This window comes from Paraburkholderia sp. PAMB 6770 (assembly GCF_057748135.1).
Genome location: NZ_CM173238.1, coordinates 2,682,860 through 2,704,647, shown reverse-complemented (window position 1 = coordinate 2,704,647; position 21,788 = coordinate 2,682,860). Strand labels below are relative to the sequence as shown.

The window sequence follows — 21,788 nt, the reverse complement described above, 5'->3', positions numbered from 1 at the left end:
GGCCTGTCTGGCCCGCTGCCCGACCTGCCGGGGGCGGCCCGGGGCTGCTATGGTTTGCGACGGGCCGCGCCCGTCGCGCCAGCATGCGGTTTCCCGAAGCGCGTGTCCAATATATTATTGAGCTCCGATTCAGTCGGAAAACCTATTAGTCGGAAACCCCTTGCCAGAGATGCTGCCCGCCCCGCCCGACCTGCGCCCGTTGCGCTATTTCGTGACCGTTGCCGAAGAGAAGCACTTTGGCCGCGCGGCCGCGCGCCTGTCGATGACGCAGCCGCCGCTCTCGCAGGCGATCCGCGCGCTCGAGGACACGCTCGGGGTGGCGCTGTTCGCGCGCACGCGCCGCTCGGTCGAGCTTACGCCGGTCGGCGCCGCGCTGCTGCCGGAGGTGCAGCGCCTGCTGGCGGGCGCGGAGGGCTTGCGGCCGCTCGCGCAGAGTCTTGCGCGCGGCGAGGAAGGGGTGTTGTCGCTCGCGTTCGTGTCGACCGCCGACTACGGGCTGCTGCCGTCGCTGCTGCGCGATTTCGGCGCGCGCCATCCGCGGGTTCGCCTGCAGCTGACCGAGGCGACGAGCGACGTGCAGCTCGACGAGCTGGCGGCGGGCCGGCTCGACGCCGGGCTGGTCATCGCGCCGCTGCCGCCGCGCCACGCGGCGCAACTGTCGTGGCTGCCGCTCGCGCGCGAGCCGCTCGTCATCGCGATGTCGGCCGCGTGCGCGGCGCAGCTCGAATGCGGCCGCACGGCACGGCGCGCGCGGCCGCCCGCGGACTGGTCCGACACGCCGCTGTCGCTGCGCGACCTGGCCGATACGCCGCTCGTCGTCTTTCCGAGGCGTCTCGCGCCAGGCTTTTATGACATCATTATGGATTGCTACGGCGTGGCCGGGCTCACGCCGCGCATTGGCCAGGAGGCGATCCAGATGCAGACGATCGTCAGCCTGGTGTCAGCGGGCATGGGCGTCGCGCTGGTGCCGCAGTCGCTGCGTAACCTGCGCCGTACCGGTGTCGTGTACCGGCCGCTGCGCGAATCCGTGCCGGCGATCGAGACGGGGCTCGTGTGGCGCACCGCGCAGGTGAGCCCGGTGCTGGCCCGTTTCATCGAGATCGTGCGCGCCCATGCGGCGCACGCCGGCGTGCCGGCCGGCGCCTGATGCGCGGCAGCCGGCGAATCCGGCGCGCCGCGCGCGGTCCAACCTGCTTCTGAACCCGAACGACTCTTCACTTCACAACACGATGCTCATTCATCCCAATCTGGACCCGATCGCGTTTCACCTGGGGCCGCTCGCCGTGCGCTGGTACGGCCTGATGTACCTCGCGGGCTTCATCATGGCGATCGTCGTCGGCCGGCTGCGGCTGCGGCTGCCTTACGTCGCGGCGCAAGGCTGGAGCGCGAAGGATATCGACGACATGCTGTTCTACGGCGTGCTCGGCGTGATTCTGGGCGGCCGCCTCGGCTACGTGCTGTTCTACAAGCCAGATTATTATTTCGCGAATCCGCTCGACATCTTCAAGGTGTGGCAGGGCGGCATGTCGTTTCACGGCGGCTTTCTCGGCGTCACGTTCGCGATGATCCTGTTCGCGTACCAGCGCGGACGCTCGTGGCTGCAGGTGACCGATTTCGTCGCGCCGATGGTGCCGCCGGGGCTGGCCGCGGGCCGGCTCGGCAACTTCATCAATGGCGAGCTGTGGGGCCGCGTGACGCGGCCGGATGCGCCCTGGGCGATGATGTTCCCGGGCGCGTCGAACGACGACGCGATCTGGCTCGCGCGGCATCCCGCGCTCGCGGCGAAGTGGCACCTGAATGCGATATTCGCGCAGTACCACATGCTGCCGCGTCATCCGTCGGAGCTGTATGAGATCGCGCTCGAAGGCATCGCGCTGTTCCTCGTGCTGTGGTTCTTTTCGCGCAAGCCGCGTCCGCTCGGCGCGATCTCCGCGGTGTTCCTGATCGGCTACGGGCTGGCGCGCTTCACGGTCGAATTCGCCCGCGAGCCCGACGATTTCCTCGGGCTGCTCGCGCTCGGGCTGTCGATGGGCCAGTGGCTGTCGCTGCCGATGATCGTCATCGGGATCGGCGTCTTCGTCTGGGCGTACCGCCGCAAGGGCCGCGAGGCGCTGAAGGCGGCGAACGCCCAGGCACGCGCGGACTGAACGGCGGCGCGTTCGTCGTCGGCCCGGCAGGCGCGCACGCCACGGCATGCCGTGGCGTTTTCGTCCGGCCAGGCCCATGCGCTACTTCATCTGCACCGAGCCGGACACGTTGACCGTCACCGTCGACGTGCCGGCCTCGATCGACAGCGGCTCGGCCGCCTTTGCGTCGGCATTCATGCGCGCGCTCATCATCATCACCGGGCGCGGCAGGATGCCGTTATGGCCGATATTCACTTCGCGGATCGCATAGCCGCTGTAGCCGAACGCTTCGGCGGCGGCGCCGGCCTGCTGCCGGAACGATGCGATCGCCTCGCCGGTCAGCTTCTGCTCGGCCGCGCGCTGCGCCTGCGGCGACAGCGAAAACTGCACGCCCCCCACCTGCATCACGGACGACATCTGGCCCGCGAGCTTCGATGCCGCCGCGAAATCGTGCGATTCGAGCACGACTTCCGTGCGGCCGCGCCATCCGGTGAGATGACCGTCGCGATCGCTGGTCGGATAGATCGAGAACGCGCCGGTGCGCGCGCTCACGCCGCTCGCGCCGCGCGCCTCGCGCAACGCGGCGTCCGCGCGCTGGTTCAGCGTCGCGGTGAGCGTCGACGGGTCGGTCGCCTCCTGCTCGTAGAAGAGCGTAATGTCGACCACGTCCTGCGGCACTTGCGCACTGGCCTGCGCGTTCAGCGACAGCACCCCGGACGGCTGGCTCTGTACGAGGGTCTGCGCGTGGGCGGCGCGCGGCGCGAGCGTCAGCGCGAGCGGGGCGGCAACAGCGAGCGCGACGGCGTAGGCGCGGGCGTTTTTTTGCATCATGATGGGTGTCCTCGCGTGAGCGGTGAGCGGTGCCGCGCGTGTGCGGCACGGTAGGGCGCGGTGCATGAGTCGGTGCGCCGCGCGGATCGCAAGCGCTCTATTGTTGCGCGTGCAACGCGCATGCCGGCGGCGCAACGCCGGCATGCGCGCAACGCTTAGGCGCGCGAGCGGGGCGGTGGGTTCCCGAGCCGCGCGTGGCGGTGCTCGCCGCCGTGTTTCAGGCGAGCTGCTTCGTGATGAAGCGCCACTCGTCCGGGGTGACCGGCGTGATCGACAGGCGGTTGCCCTTCGCGAGCACGCGCATGCCCGCGAGCGCTTCATGTTCGCGCAGCGCGGCGAGCGGGATCAGCGGCACCTTCTGCTTGAACGTCACGTCGACGAGCATCCAGCGGGGCGTTTCCGGCGTCGACTTCGGATCGTAGTAAGGGCTTAGCGGATCGAATTGCGTGGGGTCCGGATACGGCGTCGACGCGACCTGCGCGAGGCCTGCAATGCCAGGCTCGGGGCAGCTTGAATGATAGAAGAGCACGCCGTCGCCGATCCGCATCTCGTCACGCATGAAATTGCGTGCCTGATAGTTGCGCACGCCGGTCCAGGGGAGCGTGCGTTGGGGGGCGTCAGCGAGGTCGTCGATGCTTGCCTCGTCCGGTTCGGATTTCATCAGCCAGTAGCGCATGGACAGGATGCAACGGGGAGAATGAAAGGAAGCGCGCGAAACCGCGCGGCACGGCGCAAGGCGATCGCAAGGACCGCCGCCACTCGCACAACCACAACCCTTACCGCAGCCACAAAGAAAAACGGCACCGGAACGCAATGCCCGATGCCGTTGAATAAGGTCCCCGCCTTGGCCGCTAGGCCGGCATCCTGAACCTGAGGTTCAGAATTGGTCGCAGTTAGCAGCACTTCGGGTACATCAGACAGAGTGACGCGCACACCCGTGCTACAAATTTCCGCAACCGTGCACATGGCATTGGTTCAAGGAATATATGACCTTGGCGAACCAGGCAGGGAAGCTAAACTGACCGGACCCGACTGCGTGCTGCGATGGCACGCGCACGACAGCGAATCCTTTTTTACTGACTACTGCATGCTGTACTGTTGAATCACAGTGCCCAGCTGCTCATTCATCTGGTGCATTGTACGCCGGATTTCCTCCGCGGGAAATGCTTCTCCGTGACGCACGCTCGCCTGCAGCCTGAGCAGCTCCGATGCAAGCGACAATGCTGCCATCACCGCGATGCGATCGGTGCCGCGCACGTTGCTGTGCGCGCGGATTTTCGTCATTTCGGCGTCGACGCGCGCGACCGCTTCGAGCAGCGCGTGTTCGGTTTCCGGCGAGCAGGCAAGGCGATACGACTGGCCGAGAATCGAGACTTCGATCTGCTTGGTGGTCATGCACTTTCTCCGTGGCGGTGGGACGCGCTGCCGGATTCGTCCTCCTGCTGCGCCGAAGCGAGCAGATCGAGCTGGCTGTCCGGCTCGCTTTGCGAGCGCGCACGCGGCAGTTTTTCGAGGATCGCGTTCAGGCGCACCTGCGCGTCGTCGATCTTGGCCGACAGTGCGTCGCGTTCGGCTTGCAGCGCGTCGCGTGCCTCGCGGGTCTGCGCGAGTTCAGCATGGGCCGCCTCGATTTCGGCATGCGCTTCGGCAAGCTGTGCCCGAAGGGCCAGATTTGTCTCGTGGTGACGCTGACTGATCGCAATCAGCTTGCCGATATTTTGTGAGAGAGTTTCGAGTTCGGTGAGCATGTGCTGCGTCCTCTAAAGACACCGCATTTTAGCGCGGATTACTGCAGTTTCAGACAATTGTCTCGTATCGAGACGTAACAGTATGAGGGATGAGCGGCTTCCTGCCGTTCGGCGCCGTACGCACCCGGTGTCGCGCGGCGTGTTTTCTTGACGCCCGCAGGGGCCGCTCCTACACTTGCGGCACTCTGGTGCTCGCATACGCCGCTGCGCGTGTGCAGTTAAACGGGAAACAGGGCGCCACGCCGCACACGCGGCGCAGCCAACCTGTGCTGCCCCCGCAACGGTAAGCGACTGCATGACCATGCGGCTCGATCTTGCTGCGCGCCTCGCCGAAGGCGCGCGACAGGCCACTGCGCAACGCTGCGTGGGAAGGCGGATCGACGCGTCGCCAGCCCGGATACCGGCCAGACGGAGGGCACGCCGCGCGTCATGCGTGACAGCGTGGCGTCGCCCGGTTTCGCATCGGCCTGCGGGGAGGCGGGCCGGGCTTTGCGCACACGGGACCCATTCGATGTCATTTCCGCACGCGCGCGGTGCTTGCCGCGCGGGCCGCCGCGTTCTTGCGCGCGCTGTGCGCGGCGCGCGCGCCGGGTGTCGCGGGCGCGGAGTGTCCGCATGAATCGCGCGTCCATGCCCCGTGCCCCGGTGATGCATGCGCGGCGTGCGATTGCGATCTGGGGCGTGCTCGGCATGCTGACGCTCGCGGTGCTGCTCGCATCGCTCGCGCTCGGCAGTGTGTCGCTGACGCCGTCGCGCGTGCTGGCCGCGTTGTGGACTTCGCCGCACGCACCACCGGATTTCGCCCGCGAAATCGTGCGCGCACTGCGCTTGCCGCGCGCGCTCGCGGGCTTCGCCTGCGGCGCATTGCTGGCGAGCGCCGGCGCGCTGCTGCAGGTGCTGCTGCGCAATCCGCTCGCGGAGCCTTACGTGCTCGGCGTATCGGGCGGCGCCGCAAGCTTCGCGCTGCTGGCGATGCTCGCCGGCGTCGCCTGGTGGCTCGTCGAGGCGAGCGCATGCGCGGGTGCGTTCGTGTCGATCCTGCTGGTGCTGGGTCTCGCGCGCCGCGAGCTGTGGCGCGGCGAGCCGCTCGACACGTCGCCGCGGCTGCTGCTGACCGGCGCGGTGATCGCCGCGGGCTGGGGTGCGCTGATTACGCTGCTGCTCACGCTTGCACCGGACGACCGCCTGCGCGGGATGCTGTTCTGGCTGACGGGCGACCTGAGCGGCGGCACGCTGCCGTGGCCCGCGCTGGCCGCGTTGGGCATCGTGCTTGCGGCGATCCTGCCGGCGGCGCCGCAACTGAACGTGCTGCTGCGCGGCGACGCCGCCGCGCAGGCGCTCGGCATCCCGGTGCTGCGCCTGCGCCTGCGCATCTACCTGGTCGCATCGCTCGCGGCCGCCGCCGCGGTGACGACCGGCGGCACGATCGGCTTCGTCGGTCTGGTGGTGCCGCATACGGTGCGGCTCGCGTTCGGCAACGACCAGCGGATGCTCCTGCCGGCGGCCGCGCTCGCGGGCGGCTGCGCGGTGATGGGTGCGGACCTGCTGGCGCGCACGGTGATCGCTCCCGCGCAGTTGCCGGTCGGCGTGATCACCGCGCTCGCGGGCGTGCCGGTGTTTCTGTGGATGCTGCTGCGCAGGCGGCGCACGTGATGCGCGGCGCCGGCGCGGCCGCACCGGTCGTCTCCGGGTCGTTGAGCACGCAACGATTGACGCTGCGTGCCGGTACGCGCACGCTGCTCGAAGACGTCACGCAGACTTTTCTTCCCGGCGAACTCTGGTGCATCGCGGGGCCGAACGGCGCGGGCAAGACGACCTTGATCGGCGCGCTCGCCGGGCTGGCGCAGCCGGCGTCCGGGCACGTCGTGCTCGACGGCGTGCGCATGACCGACTGGGCGCCGCGCGCGCTCGCGCGGCGCCGTGCGCTGATGCCGCAAAGCGTGCACGATGCGTTCAGCGCGAGCGTGCTCGACTGTGTGCTGCTCAACCGCTTTCCGCATCTGGCGGGCTGGGGCTGGGACAGTCCCTCCGACCGCGCCGCCGCGCTCGCCGCACTCGATCTGCTGGACCTCGGCGCATTCGCCGCGCGCGACGTGCTGTCGCTGTCGGGCGGCGAGCGTCAGCGCGTCGCGCTCGCGGCGGCACTGTGCCAGGACGCGCCGTTGCTGCTGCTCGACGAACCGCTCGCGCATCTGGACCTGCATCACCAGATCGACTGTCTCGACGCGCTGCGCGCATGGGCCGCCGGGCCGAAGCGTACCGTAATCTTTTCGTGTCACGATCTGAATCTCGCGCGGCGTTTCGCGACCCATGCACTGCTGCTGGACGGCGCAGGCGGCGTCGAGGCCGGGCGCGTCGGCGACGTGCTGACGCCCGCGCTCGCGAGCCGCGCGTTCGGCTATCCGCTGATCCTGCTGCGCGACGGGCCACACGAGGCGCTGATTCCGGCGCCGCGCGGTGCCTGATTCGACACGGCCCACTCCTTTTTGCACCCGATATCCATGCGTTCCACGTTTGCCTTACCCGTTGTCGAACCGCTCGATCAGTCGCTGCGCGCCACGCTGCAGCAGATCATCGATACGAAGACCAAACCGCCGGGCAGCCTCGGCCGGCTCGAAACGCTGGCGCGCCAGATGGGCCTGATCCAGCGCAGCACGCAGCCGCGCGTCGAGCGCCCCGTGATGATCGTGTTCGCCGGCGATCACGGCATCGCGCACGAAGGCGTCAGCCCGTATCCGCAGGCCGTGACCGCGCAGATGGTGGCGAACTTCCTTGCCGGCGGCGCGGCGATCAATGCGTTTAGCCGCGTCGCCGGCCTGACGCTCGAAGTGGTCAACGCAGGCGTGGCGTCGCCGCTGCCGCCCGCGGACGGACTCGTCGATATCCCGCTCGCCGCGGGTACGCGCAACTTCGCGCACGAGCCCGCGATGACCCGCGACGACGCGCTGCGTGCAATCGAGGCCGGCGCACAGCGCGTGCGCCATCACGCCGCGCTCGGCACCCGCGTGATCGGCTTCGGCGAAATGGGCATTGCGAACACGTCGTCCGCTGCGTGCCTGATGAGCCGCCTGTGCAACGTGCCGATCGACGAATGCGTGGGGCGCGGCACCGGGCTCGACAACGCGGGGCTTGCGCGCAAGCGCAACGTGCTGGCCGCCGCGCTCGAGCGGCATCCGGCGAGCCGCGATCCGATCGATGCGCTCGCAACCTTCGGCGGTTTCGAAATCGCGATGATGGTGGGCGCTTTTCTCGCGGCGGCCGAAGCGCGCATGACGATTCTGGTGGACGGCTTCATCGCGACCGCCGCGCTCGTCGTCGCCGATGCGCTCGCGCCGCATCTGCGCGAATACTGCGTGTTCGCGCATGCGTCGAACGAGGCCGGGCACCGGCGCATGCTCGATCATTTCGGCGCGGTGCCGCTGCTTGCGCTCGACATGCGGCTCGGCGAAGGCACCGGCGCGGCGCTTGCCGTGCCGCTGCTGCGCGCCGCCTGCGCGTTCGTCAACGAAATGGCGAGCTTCGAATCCGCGGGTGTCGCGGATCGCGAAGCGTAAGCGCCGCAACCCCGGTCATCCGTTCGCGATGCGCACGCTGCCGAATCCGCGCGACGAACTCCGCTACTTCTTCACGGCGCTCGGCTACTTCACGCGCGTGCCGGTGCCGCGCTGGGTCGGTTTCGAGCCGCATTACCTGCAGTCGTCGGCGCGCTACTTTCCGCTCGTCGGCCTGCTGGTGGGCGGACTCGCCGCGCTGGTGCTCGTCGCCGCGCTGCACGGGCTGCCGCCGGGCGTCGCCGTGCTGCTGTCGATGGCGGCAACGTTGCTCGCGACCGGCGCGTTTCACGAGGACGGGCTCGCGGATTGCGCCGACGCGTTCGGCGGCGGCTACACGCGCGAGGACGTGCTGCGCATCATGCATGATTCGCGCATTGGCGCATTCGGGGCGATCGCACTCGTGATCGTGCTGGCGCTGAAGTGGCAGACGCTTGCGCTGTTGCCGCCCGCGCGCGCCGCCGCGCTGCTGGTCGGCGCACATGCGGCGAGCCGCACGTTCGCGATCAGCCTGCTGCTCACGCTCGACTACGTGCGCCCCGAGGGCAAGGCCAAACCGGTCGCGCAGCGCCTGAGCGTGCCCGCGTTCGCATGGGCGTCGCTGTGCGGTTTGCCGGCGCTGTTCTGGCCGGACTGGCGTTTCGGCTGCGTGACGCTGGCCGGGCTCGTCGTGTTGCGCGCGTTCCTTGCGCGCTATTTCGTCAAGCGCATCGGCGGCTATACCGGCGACTGCCTCGGATGCGCGCAGCAGTTGGCCGAAGTGGCGATCTATGTCGCGGGGCTCGCGTGGATCTCATCCTGATCCGTCACCCGGCGGTCGCGCTCGACGCCGGCGTCTGCTATGGACGCAGCGACGTCGCGCTCGCCGATTCCCCCGCTGCGGGCGCGCAGGCCGTGGCCGCGCGGCTCGCCGGATTGCACGCGCCGGCGCCGCAGCGGCTGTTGACGAGTCCGCTGAGCCGCTGCGCAGCGGTGGCCGCCGCGCTGGCCGGGCGGCTCGGGTGCGCGCATCGCGTCGACGCGCGTCTCGCGGAAATGGACTTCGGCGCATGGGAGTTGCAGCGCTGGGACCAGATCGAGCGTGCGGCGCTCGACGCGTGGGCAGCCGACTTTCACGACGCACGGCCGCATGGCGGCGAGAGCGTGACGCAATTCGCCGCACGCGTTCAGGACTGGCTCGACACCTCGCTGCCCGGCGGCCGCGCGCCGGTCTACGCGGTCACGCATGCGGGCGTGATGCGGGTCGTGGCCGCATTGACGCTCGGCGTGCCGGTGTCCCAGACGACGCACTGGTCGCTCGCGATGGCGGGTATCGCGTGGCTGCGTCGCGACGCGTGCCGCGCGCAGTGGTCCCTCGTGCGCTGGAACGCGTGAACGCGGCGGCGCCCGGTGTGGCTACGGCGCCGCAGGCGCGGGCTTCGGCCGGCGCGAGCGGGCGATCTGCAGGTCTTCGCACAGTTGCGCGGCGGCCTGCACGAGACGCGGTCCTGGGCGGTCGATCAGATCGCCGTCGATCGCGAACAGGTTGTTGCGCGCCACCGCCGTGACGCCTGGCCACGCACGCCAGCTGGCGAGCGGCGGCAGCGGCATGTCCGGCCGGGTCGCGCCGGCCGACGCGGTGACGATCGCCTCGGGGTTCGCGGCGAGCACGGCTTCGGTCGACACCGTCGGCACGAGCGGCGCGAGGTCCGCGAAGACATTGCGGCCGCCGCATAGCGTGATCAGGTCGCTGATCATGTGCGTGCCGTTCAGCGTCATCAGCGGATGGTCCCAGACCTGATAGAACACGCTGACGGTCGGCCGGTTCGCGTAGCGCGCGCGCAGTTGCGCGATGCCGCGCCGATATGCGGCGGCGGCGGCCGCGGCCGTGCCGCGCGTGCCGAGCAGCGTGCCGAGGCGCAGCAGCGTGGTCGCGACGTCGTCGAGCCGGCGCGGCTCGCTGAGGAACAGCGGAATGTGCAGTGCGCGCAGGCGGGCGATCTGCTCCGGCGTATTGCCGCCGAGCCACACGACGATCAGATCGGGCTTCAGCGCGACGATGCGTTCGAGGTCGAGTGCCCGGTAATCGCCGACGCGCGGCACCTGGCGCGCCGCGGGCGGATAGTCGCTGTACGCGACCGCGCCGACCAGTTTCGCGCCGCCGCCGGCCGCATAGATCAGCTCGGTCGCATGCGGCGCGAGGCTGATCACCCGCTGGGCGGGAGCGGCGAGCGTGAGCGTCGCGCCGCTGTCGTCGGTGACGCTGAGCGCTGCGCGCGCGCTGGCGACATGCAGGCACGCGGCGAGCACGACGCAGGCGAACAGCGCGGGCAGGCGGGCAAGCGTTTTCATCGGTGGGATCGGGGGGCGGGGGGAGACGGAGCAGCGAGCGCGGCGAGGCTGTCGCGCAGCGCCTGATCGAAGCGTTGCCATTGCGCTTCATTACCTGGCAATCCGAAACGAATGCCCGCGGGCGCATCGAACAGACGGGTCCAGACGCCACGCTGCGCAAGCTGATGATGCAGCGCGCCTGCGCGCGGATCAGGGGTCCATGCAAAAAGCGGCGTGCTGCGGACGGTGAGCCGTTGCGCGCGCAACAGTGCGGCGAGACGCGCGCTGTCGGCAGCCAGCCGCGTGCGCGTCGCGTCCTGCCACGCGCGGTCCGCGAACGCGGCGCGCACCGCGTGCCGGGCCGGTCCGCTGACGGTCCACGGGCCGATCTGCGCGCGCAGCGCATCGACGAGCGCGGCGTCGGCGAGCACGAACCCCGCACGCACGCCGGCCAGCCCGAAAAACTTGCCGGGCGAGCGCAGCACGGCGAGTCCCGGCGCTCCGGCGTGCGCAGCGAGCGAGGCGTCGGGCAGCGCGTCGGCGAACGTTTCGTCGACGAGCAGCGTACCGCCGCGCGCGCGCAACTGCGCGTGCCAGTGCAGCAGCCGGGCGGCGTCGAGCTGGCCGGCACCCGGGTTGTCCGGGTTGACGATCACGACATGGCTGAGCGCGGCGGGCAGCGAGTCCCAGCCGGTATCGAGCGGCACGACAGCGTGGTTCGCGCGTGCAAAGGCCGGCGCATATTCGCCGTAGGTGAGCGGAGCGATCGCGACGCGGCCGCGCGGCAACAGGTGCGGCAGCGCGCGGATCGCGGCCTGGCTGCCGGCGACCGGCAGCACGTGGGCGGCTTCGGGCGCGCCGTAGAAGCGGGCGGCGCACGACGCGAAGCCGTCGCCGTCGTCGGGCAGGCGCCGCCACGCGTCGGCGGGGACCGGCGGCACCGGATAGCCGCACGGGTTGATGCCGGTCGACAGGTCGAGCCACTGGTCCCACGCCATGCCATAGCGCTGCGCCGCTTCATGCAGATTGCCGCCGTGGGCGATGCGCTCAGCCATGGAAGGGCAGGCTCGTCAGCGCAAGCACGATCAGGGCCGCCAGCCACAGGACCACGCCGCGCTGCACCAGCTGCAGCGCGGCCGCGACGTGTTCGGCGCGCGCGGGTGCTCCCGCGCCGAGCACCGGCCGCCGCTCGGGCGTGCCGTCATAGACCGCCGTGCCGCCGAGCACCACGTTCAGGCTGCCGGCGCCGGCCGCCATCACCGGACCGGCGTTGGGGCTGTCCCAGCGCGGCGCCTGGTCGCGCCAGCAGCGCAGCGCGGTGCGCGTGTCGCCGAGCAGCGCGTAGGTGGCCGCGGTGAGGCGCGCGGGAATCCAGTTGAGCACGTCGTCGATGCGCGCGGCGGCCCAGCCGAAGCGCAGATAGCGCGGCGTGCGGTAGCCCCACATCGCGTCGAGCGTGTTCGCGAGGCGGAACGCGAGCGCGCCGGGACCGCCGGCGAGCGCGAACCAGAACAGCGCGCCGAAGATCGCGTCGTTGCCGTTTTCGAGCGCCGACTCGACTGCGGCGCGTGCGAGCGCGCTTTCGTCCGCGTGCGCGGTTTCGCGCGAGACGATCCGCGCGGTCAGCGCGCGCGCGGCGGCGAGGTCGCCGCGCGCCAGCGCCGCGCCGACCGGCGCGACGTGCTCGTCGAGGCTGCGGGCGCCGAGCGCGAACCCCAGCAGCGCGACGTGCAGCGCGCAGGCGAGCGCGAAGGGCAGCACGGCGACGAGCCAGGCCGCGCACAGCGTCGGCGGCAGCACCGCGAGCAGCCAGCCGAGCAGGCCGGCGAGGCGGGCGCGCCGGCCGCTGTTCAGCGCGCTTTCGACGCGCGTCGCGAGCCGCCCGAAGCCGACGAGCGGATGGGCGCGGCGCGGCTCGCCGAACCAGCGGTCGATGGCCACGCCGGCCGTGGCGAGCGCGGCGACGAGCGGCAGCGAGAGCGTCATGCGCGGCCCGGCGGCTTGAGCGCGAGGGGCAGGCCGGCGACCATCAGCGTCGCCGTCGTGCTCGCCGCGGCGACCCGCTGATTCAGCCGGCCGAGTTCGTCGACGTACAGACGCGTGGCGGCGCCGAGCGGCACGACCCCGAGGCCGATTTCGTTGCTGACGACGATCACCTTGCCCGCGGCGTTGCGCAGCGCCGCCTCGAACGCATCGACGCGTGCCGCGTAGCCGGGGTCGGGCGCGCCGTCGGCGGGGCACAGCAGGTTCGCGAGCCACAGCGTCAGACAGTCGATCACGACGCAGTGGCCGGGCGCGTCGACCTGCGCGAGCGCGCCGGCGAGATCGGTGGGCGCTTCCCGCAGGTGCCAGTGCGCGGGCCGGCGTGCCCGATGGTGCGCGATGCGCGCGGCGAACTCCGCGTCGCCGGTGACGCGCGCGGTCGCGAGGTAGGTGACGGGCCGCCCGCTTGCGCTCGCAAGCTGCTCGGCGTGGGCGCTTTTGCCCGAGCGCGCGCCGCCGAGCACGAAGGTGAGGTCGCGAAAAGTCATCGCAGGATTGTACCGGCGAGGCTCGGCACGATGGGATAATGCCCGCCTTGCCTTCCGTGTCATGACTGCCGCCGCCGTGAACGCCCCGCATTCGTCCTTGCCGTTGCCTTGCGCCCCGTCCGGGTCCGCGCCGGAATCCGCGCGCGGATTGCCGCCGGCGGGCGTCGCGCGGCCGCGCGGCACGCTGATGATCCAGGGCACGACGTCCGACGCGGGCAAGAGCACGCTCGTCGCGGGCCTGTGCCGGCTCGCCCGCCGCGCCGGCGTGCGGGTCGCGCCGTTCAAGCCGCAGAACATGGCGCTCAACAGCGCGGTGACCGTCGACGGCGGCGAGATCGGCCGCGCCCAGGCCCTGCAGGCGCTGGCCGCGGGCATCGACGCGCAGACCGACCTGAATCCGGTGCTGCTCAAGCCGGTGAGCGACTGCGGCGCGCAGGTGATCATCCATGGCGAGGCGCGCCTGAATCTGGACGCGCGTGCGTACCATGACTACAAGCCGGTCGCGTTCGAAGCGGTGCGGCAATCGTACGCGCGCCTGCAGGCGCGCTACGACGCGATCTTCGTCGAAGGCGCGGGCAGCCCGGCGGAGATCAATCTGCGCGAGCGGGACATCGCGAACATGGGCTTCGCGGAAGCGGTCGACTGCCCGGTGGTGCTGATCGCCGACATCGATCGCGGCGGTGTGTTCGCGCATCTGACCGGCACGCTTGCGTGCCTGTCGGAGAGCGAGCAGGCGCGGGTGCGAGGCTTCGTCATCAACCGCTTTCGGGGCGATCCGGGGCTGCTGAAGCCGGGTCTCGACTGGCTCGAAGCGCGAACCGGCAAGCCGGTGTTCGGCGTGCTGCCGTACCTGCACGGCCTGATGCTCGACGCGGAAGACATGTTGCCGCGCGAGCTGCGCGCCGCGCAGGCGAACGACGGCGCGGCGGGGGACCTGCTGCGCGTGGTCGTGCCGGTGCTGCCGCACATCAGCAACCATACCGACTTCGACGCGCTGCGCGCGCATCCGCAGGTCGACTTCCATTACGTGCGCGCGGGCATGACGCCGCCCGCGGCGGACCTCGTCATCCTGCCGGGCTCGAAGAACGTGCGGGACGACCTCGCGTTCCTGCGTGCCGAAGGCTGGGCGCAGCGGCTGGAGCGGCACCTGCGCTACGGCGGCCGCGTGATCGGCGTCTGCGGCGGCATGCAGATGCTGGGCCGCGCGCTGGCCGATCCGCATGGGGTCGAGGGGCGGCCGGGCAGCGCCGAGGGGTTCGGCTGGCTCGACTTCTCGACCACGCTCACGCGCGACAAGACGCTGAAAAACGTCGCGGGCCGGCTCGACGGCGCGCTGTGCGGGGACGGCGTTGCGCGCGGCGCGGCAGGCGGCGTGCCGGTGAGCGGCTACGAGATCCATATGGGCGAGACGACGGGGCCGGCGCTCGCGGCGCCTGCGCTGCATCTGGCCACGGCCGGCGGTCTGCGGCCGGACGGGGCGATATCCGCCGATGGCCGGATTGTCGCGACTTATGTGCATGGTCTGTTCGACACGCCCGCCGCGTGCACGGCGCTGCTGGCGTGGGCCGGGCTGCGCGAGGCCGCGCCGCTCGACTACGCGGCGCTGCGCGAGGCATCGCTGGAGCGGCTTGCCGATACGTTCGCGGCGCATCTGGACCTCGAACGGCTATGGGCGGCCATGCGCTGACACGCTCGGCCGGGCCGGGCGGCCGGAGCGCGCGGGCGTGATTAAATCGCATCAGGAAATAATCTAAGCCAATCCGGCCATTTTTTCTCCGCCAGGGTTCGAATACAGTCCGCGGTGTGGATGACGCCCGTTGCGTCGTCTCCTTCTGCCGACAAGGACTCCCGATGAACCCGACCCGTTCCGCCGACTATGCCGCCACGCTCCTGCGCGTCGCGCTCGGCGTGCTCTATCTCGCGCACAGCCTGCAAAAGATCTTCGTCTTTACGTTGCCCGGCACCGCGCAATTCTTCGAATCGATTGGCTACCCGGGCTGGCTTGCCTACGTGACCGCCTTTGTCGAGCTGGCCGGCGGCATCGCGCTGCTGCTGGGCGTGCAGGTGCGCTGGGTCGCGCTGGTGCTGCTGCCGTTCATGCTGGGCGCGATGTCCGCGCATCTGCGCAACGGCTGGGGCTTTGCGTCGCCGCATGGCGGCTGGGAGTATCCGGCGTTCTGGGCGGTCACGCTGGTCGTGCAGTCGCTGCTGGGCGGCGGCGTGGGCGCGCTGGGCGGGGCGAGGGCGCTGCGCGCGGTGAATGCCTGAGCGCCTCAGCGCCTGAAAGCCTGAATGCCTGAAAGCCTGAAAGCCTGAAAGCCTGAATGCCTGAATGCCTGAATGCCTGAGCGGGCGGGCCGACTGAACGCTTGGCGGCCTGGCCGATCCGGCGGCGCCCGGCTGTCCGGCTGTCCGGCTGTCCGGCCGGGCAGCGTGCCGGGCGAGGCAGGCGAGGCAGGCGAGGCAGGCGAGCGCCGCTGGCAGCAGGCCGCGGCGCGCTTCGGGTCTGCGATTTCTGCCCGCAGGGCCGGCCAGGTGGCCGGCCCTGCGGCATTGCATGCGTCATGCATGAATTCGGTACGGAATCCTCAGTACAGCATCATTTGCGTGCAGCGGAACAGCGCAATTGCCCGGCCGTCCGGCGCGCTGACCTGCGCATCCCAGACCTGCGTCGAGCGGCCGAGATGAACCGCGCGCGCTTCGGCGCGGATCGTGCCGTCCGTGCAGGTGCCGAGGAAGTTGCTCTTCAGCTCGATCGTCGTGAAATTGCGGGCGTTCTGCGGCAGATGCGCGAGGCATGCATAGCCGCACGCCGTATCCGCGAGGCCGATCACGGTCGCTGCGTGCAGGAAGCCGTTGGGCGCCAGCAGCGCGGCGCGCACTGCGAGTTCGGCGTCGAGCGCGCCCTGGGCGAGCGCGATGACGCGCACGCCGAGCAGTTCCGGCAACGTGCCCTGCTGACGTTCGTGCAGGCGTTCGATCGAGAGGTCGCTGCGCAGTGTGCTCATGGTATGCCGCCGAAGAGAGGGATTCGCCGGTCGAATCCGGGGACGATTGGCCGTTCGGGACTTCCGGCCCGCACGGGTTTGTCGATATTATCAACGGCTGAACCGGTCGGGCGGTTGCTCCCGGTGCGTTGCGGCAAACCGGCTGGCCGGGCCAGCCTTCTTCCCGGGAGTCTTCATGACGGTAATCGTGGTGGCCAATCCGAAGGGCGGCGTCGGCAAGAGCACGCTGTCGACCAATCTGGCCGGCTATTTTGCGGCAGCCGGCGAGTGGGTCGCGCTCGCCGATCTCGACCGGCAGCTCTCCGCACACGCGTGGCTCGACCTGCGCCCCGCGACGCTGCCGCCGATCGAAGCCTGGGAAGTGGATCTGGAGTCGCCCGTGAAGCCGCCGAAGGGGCTCGAACACGCGGTCATCGACACGCCGGCCGGGCTGCACGGCAACCGTCTCGGCGTGGCGCTCGAACTGGCCGACAAGGTGATCGTGCCGCTGCAGCCCTCGATGTTCGATATTCTCGCGACCCAGGACTTTCTCGAGCGGCTCGCGAAGGAAAAAGCCGTGAGGAAAGGCGCGATCGAGGTCGGCGTGGTCGGCATGCGGGTCGATGCGCGCACGCGTTCGGCCGAGCAGCTGCACCGGTTCGTCGAAGGCCTGAAGCTGCCGGTGCTCGGCTTTCTGCGCGATACGCAGAATTACGTGCAGCTTGCCGCGCACGGCCTCACGCTGTGGGATGTCGCGAAGAGCCGCGTCGAGAAGGATCTCGAACAGTGGCAGCCGATCATCGACTGGGCCGCGCCCAGCGGGCGCGCCTGACCCGCATGCTTGACCGGCGCGCCTGACAGCGCGCAACGGGTACTTGACGGGCCCATGCGCGGCGCGCCGCAGCGCGCGCGAGGCCCGGCGGCGTCAGGTCCAGCTCTGGGTCGGCACGTGGTCGCGGCTGCCCTTGATGCGGTTGCGCTCGTCCACGAACACCAGATCGGGCTTCCAGCCCGCCTTCAGCTCGGCCTCGTCGATCACCGCGAAGGCCGCGATGATCACCAGATCGCCGAGTTGCGCGCGCCGTGCCGCCGAGCCGTTCAGCGAAATCATGCCGCTGCCGCGCTCGCCCTTGATCGCATACGTCGAGAAACGCTCGCCGTTGTTGATGTTCCAGATGTCGATGCGCTCGTTCTCGACGATGTTCGCCGCTTCGAGCAGGTCCTCGTCGATCGCGCACGAGCCTTCGTAGTGCAGCTCGCAGTGGGTGACCGCGGCGCGGTGGATCTTCGATTTCAGCATGTGACGTTGCATGGCGCGTTTCCGTGAGGCGTGTCGGGGCGCGGGGCGGCCCGGGTCAGATTTCGAGGTTGTCGATCAGGCGCGTCGTGCCGAGCTTCGCGGCGGCGAGCACGACGAGCGGCGCGTCGGTATCCGCGGCGGCCGGCGGCAGCAGGTCCGCGCGCTGACGGATCGCCACGTAGTCGGGTTGCCAGCCGCGCGCCGCGAGCGCGGCCATCGCGGCGCGTTCGAGCGCGGCAAAGTCGCGCCCCCCCGCGAGCACCGCGTCGCGCATGCGCTGCAGTTCGGCCGCGAGGTGCGGCGCCTCGGCGCGCTCGGCCGCGCTCAGGAAGCGGTTGCGCGAGCTGAGCGCGAGCCCGTCGGCATCGCGCACGGTCTCGGCCGCGACGATCTCGGTGGGCAGCGCGAACTGGTGGCACATGCGCCGCACGATCATCAGCTGCTGATAGTCTTTTTTGCCGAACACCGCGACGCGCGGCTGTACGCACGACATCAGCTTCATCACGACCGTGCAGACGCCGTGGAAAAAGCCCGGGCGGAACTCGCCTTCGAGGATGTCGCCGAGGTTGTGCGGCGGATGCACGCGGTATTCCTGCGGCTCCGGGTACATGTCCCGCTCGGTGGGCGCGAACAGCACGTAGACGTTTTCCTTCTGCAGCTTCTCGATGTCGTCCTGCAGCGTGCGCGGGTATTTGTCGAAGTCCTCATTGGGCCCGAACTGCAGCCGGTTCACGAAGATGCTCGCCACCACCGGGTCGCCGTGCTGGCGCGCGAGCCGCATCAGCGACAGATGGCCCTCGTGCAGGTTGCCCATGGTCGGCACGAAGGCCGTGCGGTTCTGCCCGCGCAACTGGTCGCGCAGTTCCTGGATCGAGCTGATGACTTTCATGGTTGACGGCGGTTCTCTCGCGCAGCGCGGGCTGGATGCACGAAGATGGTGCATTTCGTGCGATTAATTACCCGTTTCGGTGACGACGGGTTCGGACCGCGGGATTGTAGTGGATTTGCAGGATTTGTGGATGCGATGGCGATTGGCCGCGCGCACCGGAACAAGGCGTGCGCGTCATGCGAAATGCATGGGACTGGATCCGCAGGAAGCCCGGCCTGGCCGCTCGACTCAGGCCGGCAGATACGCGAGGCGCACGTAGATCGGCGCGAACGGCTCGGCCTGCGTGATCTCGATCAGCGATTCGCGCGACAGTTCGAGCATGGCGATGAAGTTCACCACCACGACCGGCACGCCGCGGCCCACGTTGAACAGCTCGCTGAATTCCATGAAGCGCGCGTTCTGCAGGCGCCGCAGGATGATGCTCATGTGCTCGCGCACCGACAGTTCCTCGCGCGAGATCTTGTGATGCTGCACGAGCTTCGCGCGCTTGATCACGTCGGCCCACGCCGCGCGCAGGTCCTCGGTGTTCACGTCGGGAAAGCGCGGCGTGACGCTCTGCTCGATATAGACCTCGGCGCGCAGAAAATCGCGGCCAAGCTGCGGCAGATGGTCGATGCGCTGCGCGGCGAGCTTCATCTGCTCGTATTCGAGCAGGCGCCGCACGAGCTCGGCGCGCGGATCCTCGGCTTCCTCGCCGGTGTCGGCCTTGCGGACCGGCAGCAGCATGCGCGATTTGATCTCGATCAGCATCGCGGCCATCAGCAGGTACTCGGACGCGAGTTCCAGATTGCGCTCGCGCAACTGCTCGACGTAGCCCAGATACTGGGCGGTGACGTCCGCCATCGGGATGTCGAGCACGTTGAAGTTCTGCTTGCGGATCAGGTACAGCAGCAGGTCGAGCGGGCCTTCGAAGGTTTCGAGGAATACCTCGAGCGCATCGGGCGGGATGTACAGGTCTTGCGGCAGCTTGAAGAGCGGCTCGCCGTAGAGGCGCGCGAACGCGATGCCGTCGACGGTGTCGGGCGTCGAATCGGTCGCGGGGGTGGACAGCGCGGCGTCGGGCTGCGCGCGGGCGGCGCGGGCCTCGTCGGCGGGGCTCACGCTCAGAAGTTCTGGTAGTACTGGTACGGCGTCTGCTGCACGCGCGAAGCCTGCTGCTCGGCGCGTTCCTCGAGGTCGATCGGCTGCTTGTCCCACAGCAGCGAGCGGCCGCGCCGCTGCTGCTCTTCCAGATCCGGCTTCTGCTGCTTCAGCTGGTTCAGAAACTGCGTGATGTCCGATTGATACATGGCTGAACGTCCGTGGTGGCCGTAATGGGAAAGGGGCATGGCGCGCGCGGCGCCGCGCTGGCCGCAATTTTACCGCAAGCGCCGTGCGCCGACGCAATCTCGCGGAACGCGTCCGGGCGTCGGCGCGTCCAACGCGCGGCGCGGGCCGTGCGCCGCGCCCGGCGGGCCGCGCCGATGTGGTCAAATAGCAGCCGTCGGGCGGTCGCGGCGGCGCGCCGGCCGTTGCACGGCACTCAAGTTTCCGGAGGTCCTGTTTGGCGGGAAGTACGATCGAACCACCGCGTCGGCGCGCCGCTGCGGCGCACACGCAGCCTGCGGCCGCCTCGCCGGCGGCGGTGCGGCGCGCGCGGGCGGGGGCGCGGCGGCGCTGGCGCGCGGCGCTCGCGTGCGTGGCGATCCTGCTCGGTTGTGCGGCGAGCGCGGCGCACGCCGCCTACAAGGTGGACATCGACGCCTCGCCGCGCGCGCTGCGCAAGCTGCTCGAAGCGCATCTGGAAATCACCCGCTTCGCGAAACGGCCCGCGCTGAGCGACGATGAGTTCGAATTCCTGATTACCGCGACGCCGCAGCAGGTGCGCGATCTCGTCGCGACCGACGGTTACTTTTCGCCGGTCGTGCGTACCGACGTGCGCACCGTCCGCGGCACGAAACACGTGAAGGTGAGCGTCGACCCCGGTCCGCGAACCCGGGTCGAGTCGGTCGCGCTGACGTTTCTCGGGCCGGTGCTCACCGAGGATCCCACGCAGCAGAACGCCAGCCGCTTCGCGTTCTCGCTGCACGACGGCGATCCGTTCACGCAGTCCGGCTGGGACGGCGCGAAGAACGCCGCGCTGCGGGCGCTGCAGGCGCGCCGCTACGTCGCCGCGAAAATCGTGCGCTCGGAGGCGCTGATCGATCCGCGCACCCATGCGGCGAAGCTGAGCGTCACGTTCGACAGCGGGCCGACGTTCACGCTCGGTCCGCTGCAGGTGTCCGGCACGCGCCGCTATCCGGAGCGCATCGTGCAGAACGTCAACCCGATTTCGCCGGGGGAGATCTACGACGTGCAGCGCGTCGCGGAACTGCAGCGCCAGTTGCAGAACACGCCTTACTACGCGAGCGTCGCGATCGACGTGGCGAACGATCCGGCCCATCCGCTCGACACGCCCGTGCGCGTGAAGGTGAGCGAATACCCGTACAACAGCGTGCGCGGCGGCGTCGGCTATGCGACCGACACCGGTCCGCAGGTGCAGGGCAACTATTCCTACCTGAACACGTTCGGCAAGGCGTGGCCGTTCACGGTCGGCGGCCGGCTCGACCAGATCGAACAGTTCGGCCAGATCCAGCTGTCGATGCCGCCGGGCCTGCGGGCGTGGACCAACAGCGCGCTCGCGTCCTACACGACCACCAACGTCTCCGATACGCGCATCTACAGCCTGCGTACCGGCGTGCAGACCACCCGCACGTCGCAATATCTCGACTACGGCTACTCGCTCTTCTACTATCGCGACCGGCTCGACCAGAATGCGACCTCGCCGACCATCGCCCGCGCGCTGATGCCCGCGTGGTCGTGGACGCGCCGCAATACCGACGATCCGCTGTTCCCGCGCTCGGGCAACGTGATCCACGTCGAAGCGGGTTTTGCCGTGAAGGGCGTCGGCACCGACCAGACCTTCGCGCGGGCCTACGCGCGCGGCCAGCAGTATTTCCCGATCGGCAAGCAGGATCTGCTGCTGTTTCGCGCGGAGTTCGGCGGCGTGTTCACGACCGGCAATGCGGCCGGGATTCCGGCCTCGCTGCTGTTCCGGGCGGGCGGGTCGAACTCGGTGCGCGGCTACAGCTACCAGAGCATCGGCAATGAAGTGGACGGCTCGGTGTTGCCGGCCAAATATCTGCTCACCGGCACGGCCGAGTATCAGCACTGGTTCACGCACGACTGGGGCGGGGCGGTATTTTTCGACATCGGCACCGCAACGGACACGTGGGGCGACAAGGTGTTTTACCCCGGCACGGGCATCGGCGCGCGGTGGCGCAGTCCGGTCGGGCCGGTCAACATCGATCTGGCGTACGGCATCCGCGATCGCAGCGTGCGGCCGTACCTGACGCTCGGGATCGCCTTCTGATGACGCCGCATCTGCCCCTCTCGCCCCGGCCCGGTTTTTCGCGCCGCTTCTTGCCGGGTTGTCCGCTGCGTCGCCGGCCGCGTCTGCCGTCCGGCGACGCACCCGGTTGCGGCCCCGCGTTCGC

The 21,788-nt window shown here is 69.8% G+C and carries 24 protein-coding genes, 1 other RNA gene and 1 riboswitch; of the genes, 11 read left to right on the top strand and 14 right to left on the bottom strand.

Going from position 1 to position 21,788, the window contains the following annotated elements; genetic code table 11:
* The first annotated feature begins 169 nt into the window (after window positions 1-169).
* On the top strand, window positions 170-1,147 hold the full coding sequence (locus tag AC3AP7_RS12205) for a LysR family transcriptional regulator (protein WP_475767949.1): 978 nt from the start codon (window positions 170-172) through the stop codon (window positions 1,145-1,147).
* Between the two features lie 82 nt (window positions 1,148-1,229).
* Window positions 1,230-2,147, top strand: a complete 918-nt coding sequence (gene lgt, locus AC3AP7_RS12200; protein ID WP_475762674.1) for a prolipoprotein diacylglyceryl transferase — start codon at window positions 1,230-1,232, stop codon at window positions 2,145-2,147.
* 81 nt (window positions 2,148-2,228) lie between these two features.
* On the opposite strand, the gene AC3AP7_RS12195 is transcribed toward lgt, so the two are convergent.
* The 5 genes from AC3AP7_RS12195 to AC3AP7_RS12175 form a co-directional block, all read right to left on the bottom strand.
* Window positions 2,229-2,957: an SIMPL domain-containing protein gene (locus tag AC3AP7_RS12195; RefSeq protein WP_475762676.1), complete on the bottom strand. Its 729-nt coding sequence runs from the start codon at window positions 2,955-2,957 to the stop codon at window positions 2,229-2,231.
* Window positions 2,958-3,174: 217 nt separating this feature from the next.
* Window positions 3,175-3,633, bottom strand: coding sequence for an EVE domain-containing protein (locus AC3AP7_RS12190; RefSeq protein ID WP_475762678.1), 459 nt, complete (start codon window positions 3,631-3,633; stop codon window positions 3,175-3,177).
* 156 nt (window positions 3,634-3,789) lie between these two features.
* Window positions 3,790-3,971, bottom strand: a non-coding RNA gene (gene ssrS, locus AC3AP7_RS12185) — 6S RNA.
* A gap of 66 nt (window positions 3,972-4,037) precedes the next feature.
* The gene (locus tag AC3AP7_RS12180) at window positions 4,038-4,352 is read right to left on the bottom strand and encodes a cell division protein ZapA (RefSeq protein WP_475762680.1); all 315 of its coding nucleotides are present in this window, start codon (window positions 4,350-4,352) and stop codon (window positions 4,038-4,040) included.
* Complete coding sequence (locus AC3AP7_RS12175; RefSeq protein WP_475762682.1) at window positions 4,349-4,705, bottom strand: ATPase; 357 nt, start codon at window positions 4,703-4,705, stop codon at window positions 4,349-4,351. Before AC3AP7_RS12175 ends, AC3AP7_RS12180 begins: the two co-directional genes overlap by 4 nt.
* Window positions 4,706-4,874: 169 nt before the next feature.
* A riboswitch (cobalamin riboswitch) is annotated at window positions 4,875-5,128 on the top strand.
* Between the two features lie 192 nt (window positions 5,129-5,320).
* On the opposite strand from AC3AP7_RS12175, the gene AC3AP7_RS12170 reads away from it, so the two are divergent.
* The 5 genes from AC3AP7_RS12170 to cobC are packed head-to-tail and all read left to right on the top strand — an operon-like array spanning window position 5,321 to window position 9,630.
* Window positions 5,321-6,358, top strand: a complete 1,038-nt coding sequence (locus AC3AP7_RS12170; RefSeq protein ID WP_475762684.1) for a FecCD family ABC transporter permease — start codon at window positions 5,321-5,323, stop codon at window positions 6,356-6,358.
* Entirely contained in the window at window positions 6,358-7,170 is an 813-nt protein-coding gene (locus AC3AP7_RS12165; RefSeq protein ID WP_475767950.1) for an ABC transporter ATP-binding protein, read from the top strand. Before AC3AP7_RS12170 ends, AC3AP7_RS12165 begins: the two co-directional genes overlap by 1 nt.
* Before the next feature lie 36 nt (window positions 7,171-7,206).
* On the top strand, window positions 7,207-8,259 hold the full coding sequence (gene cobT, locus AC3AP7_RS12160) for a nicotinate-nucleotide--dimethylbenzimidazole phosphoribosyltransferase (protein WP_475762686.1): 1,053 nt from the start codon (window positions 7,207-7,209) through the stop codon (window positions 8,257-8,259).
* Window positions 8,260-8,287: 28 nt separating this feature from the next.
* A complete protein-coding gene (locus tag AC3AP7_RS12155) occupies window positions 8,288-9,058 on the top strand; it encodes an adenosylcobinamide-GDP ribazoletransferase (protein WP_475767952.1) in 771 nt (256 codons plus the stop codon).
* Window positions 9,043-9,630, top strand: a complete 588-nt coding sequence (gene cobC / locus AC3AP7_RS12150) for an alpha-ribazole phosphatase (RefSeq protein WP_475762688.1) — start codon at window positions 9,043-9,045, stop codon at window positions 9,628-9,630. Before AC3AP7_RS12155 ends, cobC begins: the two co-directional genes overlap by 16 nt.
* 21 nt (window positions 9,631-9,651) lie before the next feature.
* Here the strand turns inward: cobC and AC3AP7_RS12145 are convergent, their stop codons facing one another.
* From AC3AP7_RS12145 to cobU, 4 genes are read right to left on the bottom strand one after another with little or no spacing between them, the layout of a single operon-like run.
* Window positions 9,652-10,587, bottom strand: a complete 936-nt coding sequence (locus AC3AP7_RS12145; protein WP_475762689.1) for a cobalamin-binding protein — start codon at window positions 10,585-10,587, stop codon at window positions 9,652-9,654.
* Window positions 10,584-11,621 (bottom strand): threonine-phosphate decarboxylase CobD, encoded by a 1,038-nt coding sequence (gene cobD / locus AC3AP7_RS12140; RefSeq protein WP_475762691.1) that lies wholly within the window; start codon window positions 11,619-11,621, stop codon window positions 10,584-10,586. Before cobD ends, AC3AP7_RS12145 begins: the two co-directional genes overlap by 4 nt.
* The gene (gene cbiB / locus AC3AP7_RS12135; RefSeq protein WP_475762693.1) at window positions 11,614-12,552 is read right to left on the bottom strand and encodes an adenosylcobinamide-phosphate synthase CbiB; all 939 of its coding nucleotides are present in this window, start codon (window positions 12,550-12,552) and stop codon (window positions 11,614-11,616) included. Before cbiB ends, cobD begins: the two co-directional genes overlap by 8 nt.
* The gene (gene cobU, locus AC3AP7_RS12130) at window positions 12,549-13,097 is read right to left on the bottom strand and encodes a bifunctional adenosylcobinamide kinase/adenosylcobinamide-phosphate guanylyltransferase (RefSeq protein ID WP_475762695.1); all 549 of its coding nucleotides are present in this window, start codon (window positions 13,095-13,097) and stop codon (window positions 12,549-12,551) included. Before cobU ends, cbiB begins: the two co-directional genes overlap by 4 nt.
* 187 nt (window positions 13,098-13,284) lie before the next feature.
* Between cobU and AC3AP7_RS12125 the strand changes: the two genes are divergently transcribed.
* Together AC3AP7_RS12125 and AC3AP7_RS12120 are read left to right on the top strand one after the other, a co-directional pair.
* A complete protein-coding gene (locus AC3AP7_RS12125) occupies window positions 13,285-14,784 on the top strand; it encodes a cobyric acid synthase (RefSeq protein ID WP_475767953.1) in 1,500 nt (499 codons plus the stop codon).
* Between the two features lie 164 nt (window positions 14,785-14,948).
* On the top strand, window positions 14,949-15,365 hold the full coding sequence (locus AC3AP7_RS12120) for a DoxX family protein (protein ID WP_475762697.1): 417 nt from the start codon (window positions 14,949-14,951) through the stop codon (window positions 15,363-15,365).
* A 320-nt stretch (window positions 15,366-15,685) separates the two neighbouring features.
* On the opposite strand, the gene AC3AP7_RS12115 is transcribed toward AC3AP7_RS12120, so the two are convergent.
* Complete coding sequence (locus AC3AP7_RS12115) at window positions 15,686-16,105, bottom strand: PaaI family thioesterase (RefSeq protein WP_475762699.1); 420 nt, start codon at window positions 16,103-16,105, stop codon at window positions 15,686-15,688.
* 175 nt (window positions 16,106-16,280) lie between these two features.
* Between AC3AP7_RS12115 and AC3AP7_RS12110 the strand changes: the two genes are divergently transcribed.
* Complete coding sequence (locus AC3AP7_RS12110; RefSeq protein ID WP_475762701.1) at window positions 16,281-16,916, top strand: ParA family protein; 636 nt, start codon at window positions 16,281-16,283, stop codon at window positions 16,914-16,916.
* A gap of 93 nt (window positions 16,917-17,009) precedes the next feature.
* On the opposite strand, the gene panD is transcribed toward AC3AP7_RS12110, so the two are convergent.
* The 4 genes from panD to AC3AP7_RS12090 form a co-directional block, all read right to left on the bottom strand.
* Complete coding sequence (gene panD / locus AC3AP7_RS12105; protein WP_475762703.1) at window positions 17,010-17,396, bottom strand: aspartate 1-decarboxylase; 387 nt, start codon at window positions 17,394-17,396, stop codon at window positions 17,010-17,012.
* 43 nt (window positions 17,397-17,439) lie between these two features.
* Window positions 17,440-18,273, bottom strand: coding sequence for a pantoate--beta-alanine ligase (gene panC, locus AC3AP7_RS12100; RefSeq protein WP_475762705.1), 834 nt, complete (start codon window positions 18,271-18,273; stop codon window positions 17,440-17,442).
* A 228-nt stretch (window positions 18,274-18,501) separates the two neighbouring features.
* Window positions 18,502-19,374, bottom strand: a complete 873-nt coding sequence (locus tag AC3AP7_RS12095) for a segregation and condensation protein A (protein ID WP_475762707.1) — start codon at window positions 19,372-19,374, stop codon at window positions 18,502-18,504.
* A 2-nt stretch (window positions 19,375-19,376) separates the two neighbouring features.
* Window positions 19,377-19,562: a DUF3460 family protein gene (locus AC3AP7_RS12090; protein WP_475762710.1), complete on the bottom strand. Its 186-nt coding sequence runs from the start codon at window positions 19,560-19,562 to the stop codon at window positions 19,377-19,379.
* Window positions 19,563-19,831: 269 nt separating this feature from the next.
* Here AC3AP7_RS12090 and AC3AP7_RS12085 point away from each other — a divergent pair, with 269 nt between their 5' ends.
* Window positions 19,832-21,664, top strand: coding sequence for an autotransporter assembly complex protein TamA (locus tag AC3AP7_RS12085; RefSeq protein WP_475767955.1), 1,833 nt, complete (start codon window positions 19,832-19,834; stop codon window positions 21,662-21,664).
* The last annotated feature ends 124 nt before the right edge of the window (window positions 21,665-21,788 follow it).

Coding starts and splice junctions, on each gene's coding strand:
- panC (WP_475762705.1), bottom strand. CDS start 18,273: ATGAAAGTCATCAGCTCGATCCAGGAACTGCGCGACCAGTTGCGCGGG.
- cbiB (WP_475762693.1), bottom strand. CDS start 12,552: ATGACGCTCTCGCTGCCGCTCGTCGCCGCGCTCGCCACGGCCGGCGTG.
- AC3AP7_RS12205 (WP_475767949.1), top strand. CDS start 170: ATGCTGCCCGCCCCGCCCGACCTGCGCCCGTTGCGCTATTTCGTGACC.
- AC3AP7_RS12125 (WP_475767953.1), top strand. CDS start 13,285: ATGATCCAGGGCACGACGTCCGACGCGGGCAAGAGCACGCTCGTCGCG.
- AC3AP7_RS12190 (WP_475762678.1), bottom strand. CDS start 3,633: ATGCGCTACTGGCTGATGAAATCCGAACCGGACGAGGCAAGCATCGAC.
- cobU (WP_475762695.1), bottom strand. CDS start 13,097: ATGACTTTTCGCGACCTCACCTTCGTGCTCGGCGGCGCGCGCTCGGGC.
- AC3AP7_RS12180 (WP_475762680.1), bottom strand. CDS start 4,352: ATGACCACCAAGCAGATCGAAGTCTCGATTCTCGGCCAGTCGTATCGC.
- AC3AP7_RS12145 (WP_475762689.1), bottom strand. CDS start 10,587: ATGAAAACGCTTGCCCGCCTGCCCGCGCTGTTCGCCTGCGTCGTGCTC.
- cobD (WP_475762691.1), bottom strand. CDS start 11,621: ATGGCTGAGCGCATCGCCCACGGCGGCAATCTGCATGAAGCGGCGCAG.
- AC3AP7_RS12120 (WP_475762697.1), top strand. CDS start 14,949: ATGAACCCGACCCGTTCCGCCGACTATGCCGCCACGCTCCTGCGCGTC.
- AC3AP7_RS12110 (WP_475762701.1), top strand. CDS start 16,281: ATGACGGTAATCGTGGTGGCCAATCCGAAGGGCGGCGTCGGCAAGAGC.
- AC3AP7_RS12170 (WP_475762684.1), top strand. CDS start 5,321: ATGAATCGCGCGTCCATGCCCCGTGCCCCGGTGATGCATGCGCGGCGT.
- cobT (WP_475762686.1), top strand. CDS start 7,207: ATGCGTTCCACGTTTGCCTTACCCGTTGTCGAACCGCTCGATCAGTCG.
- AC3AP7_RS12175 (WP_475762682.1), bottom strand. CDS start 4,705: ATGCTCACCGAACTCGAAACTCTCTCACAAAATATCGGCAAGCTGATT.
- lgt (WP_475762674.1), top strand. CDS start 1,230: ATGCTCATTCATCCCAATCTGGACCCGATCGCGTTTCACCTGGGGCCG.
- panD (WP_475762703.1), bottom strand. CDS start 17,396: ATGCAACGTCACATGCTGAAATCGAAGATCCACCGCGCCGCGGTCACC.
- AC3AP7_RS12195 (WP_475762676.1), bottom strand. CDS start 2,957: ATGATGCAAAAAAACGCCCGCGCCTACGCCGTCGCGCTCGCTGTTGCC.
- AC3AP7_RS12165 (WP_475767950.1), top strand. CDS start 6,358: ATGCGCGGCGCCGGCGCGGCCGCACCGGTCGTCTCCGGGTCGTTGAGC.
- AC3AP7_RS12115 (WP_475762699.1), bottom strand. CDS start 16,105: ATGAGCACACTGCGCAGCGACCTCTCGATCGAACGCCTGCACGAACGT.
- AC3AP7_RS12155 (WP_475767952.1), top strand. CDS start 8,288: ATGCGCACGCTGCCGAATCCGCGCGACGAACTCCGCTACTTCTTCACG.
- AC3AP7_RS12090 (WP_475762710.1), bottom strand. CDS start 19,562: ATGTATCAATCGGACATCACGCAGTTTCTGAACCAGCTGAAGCAGCAG.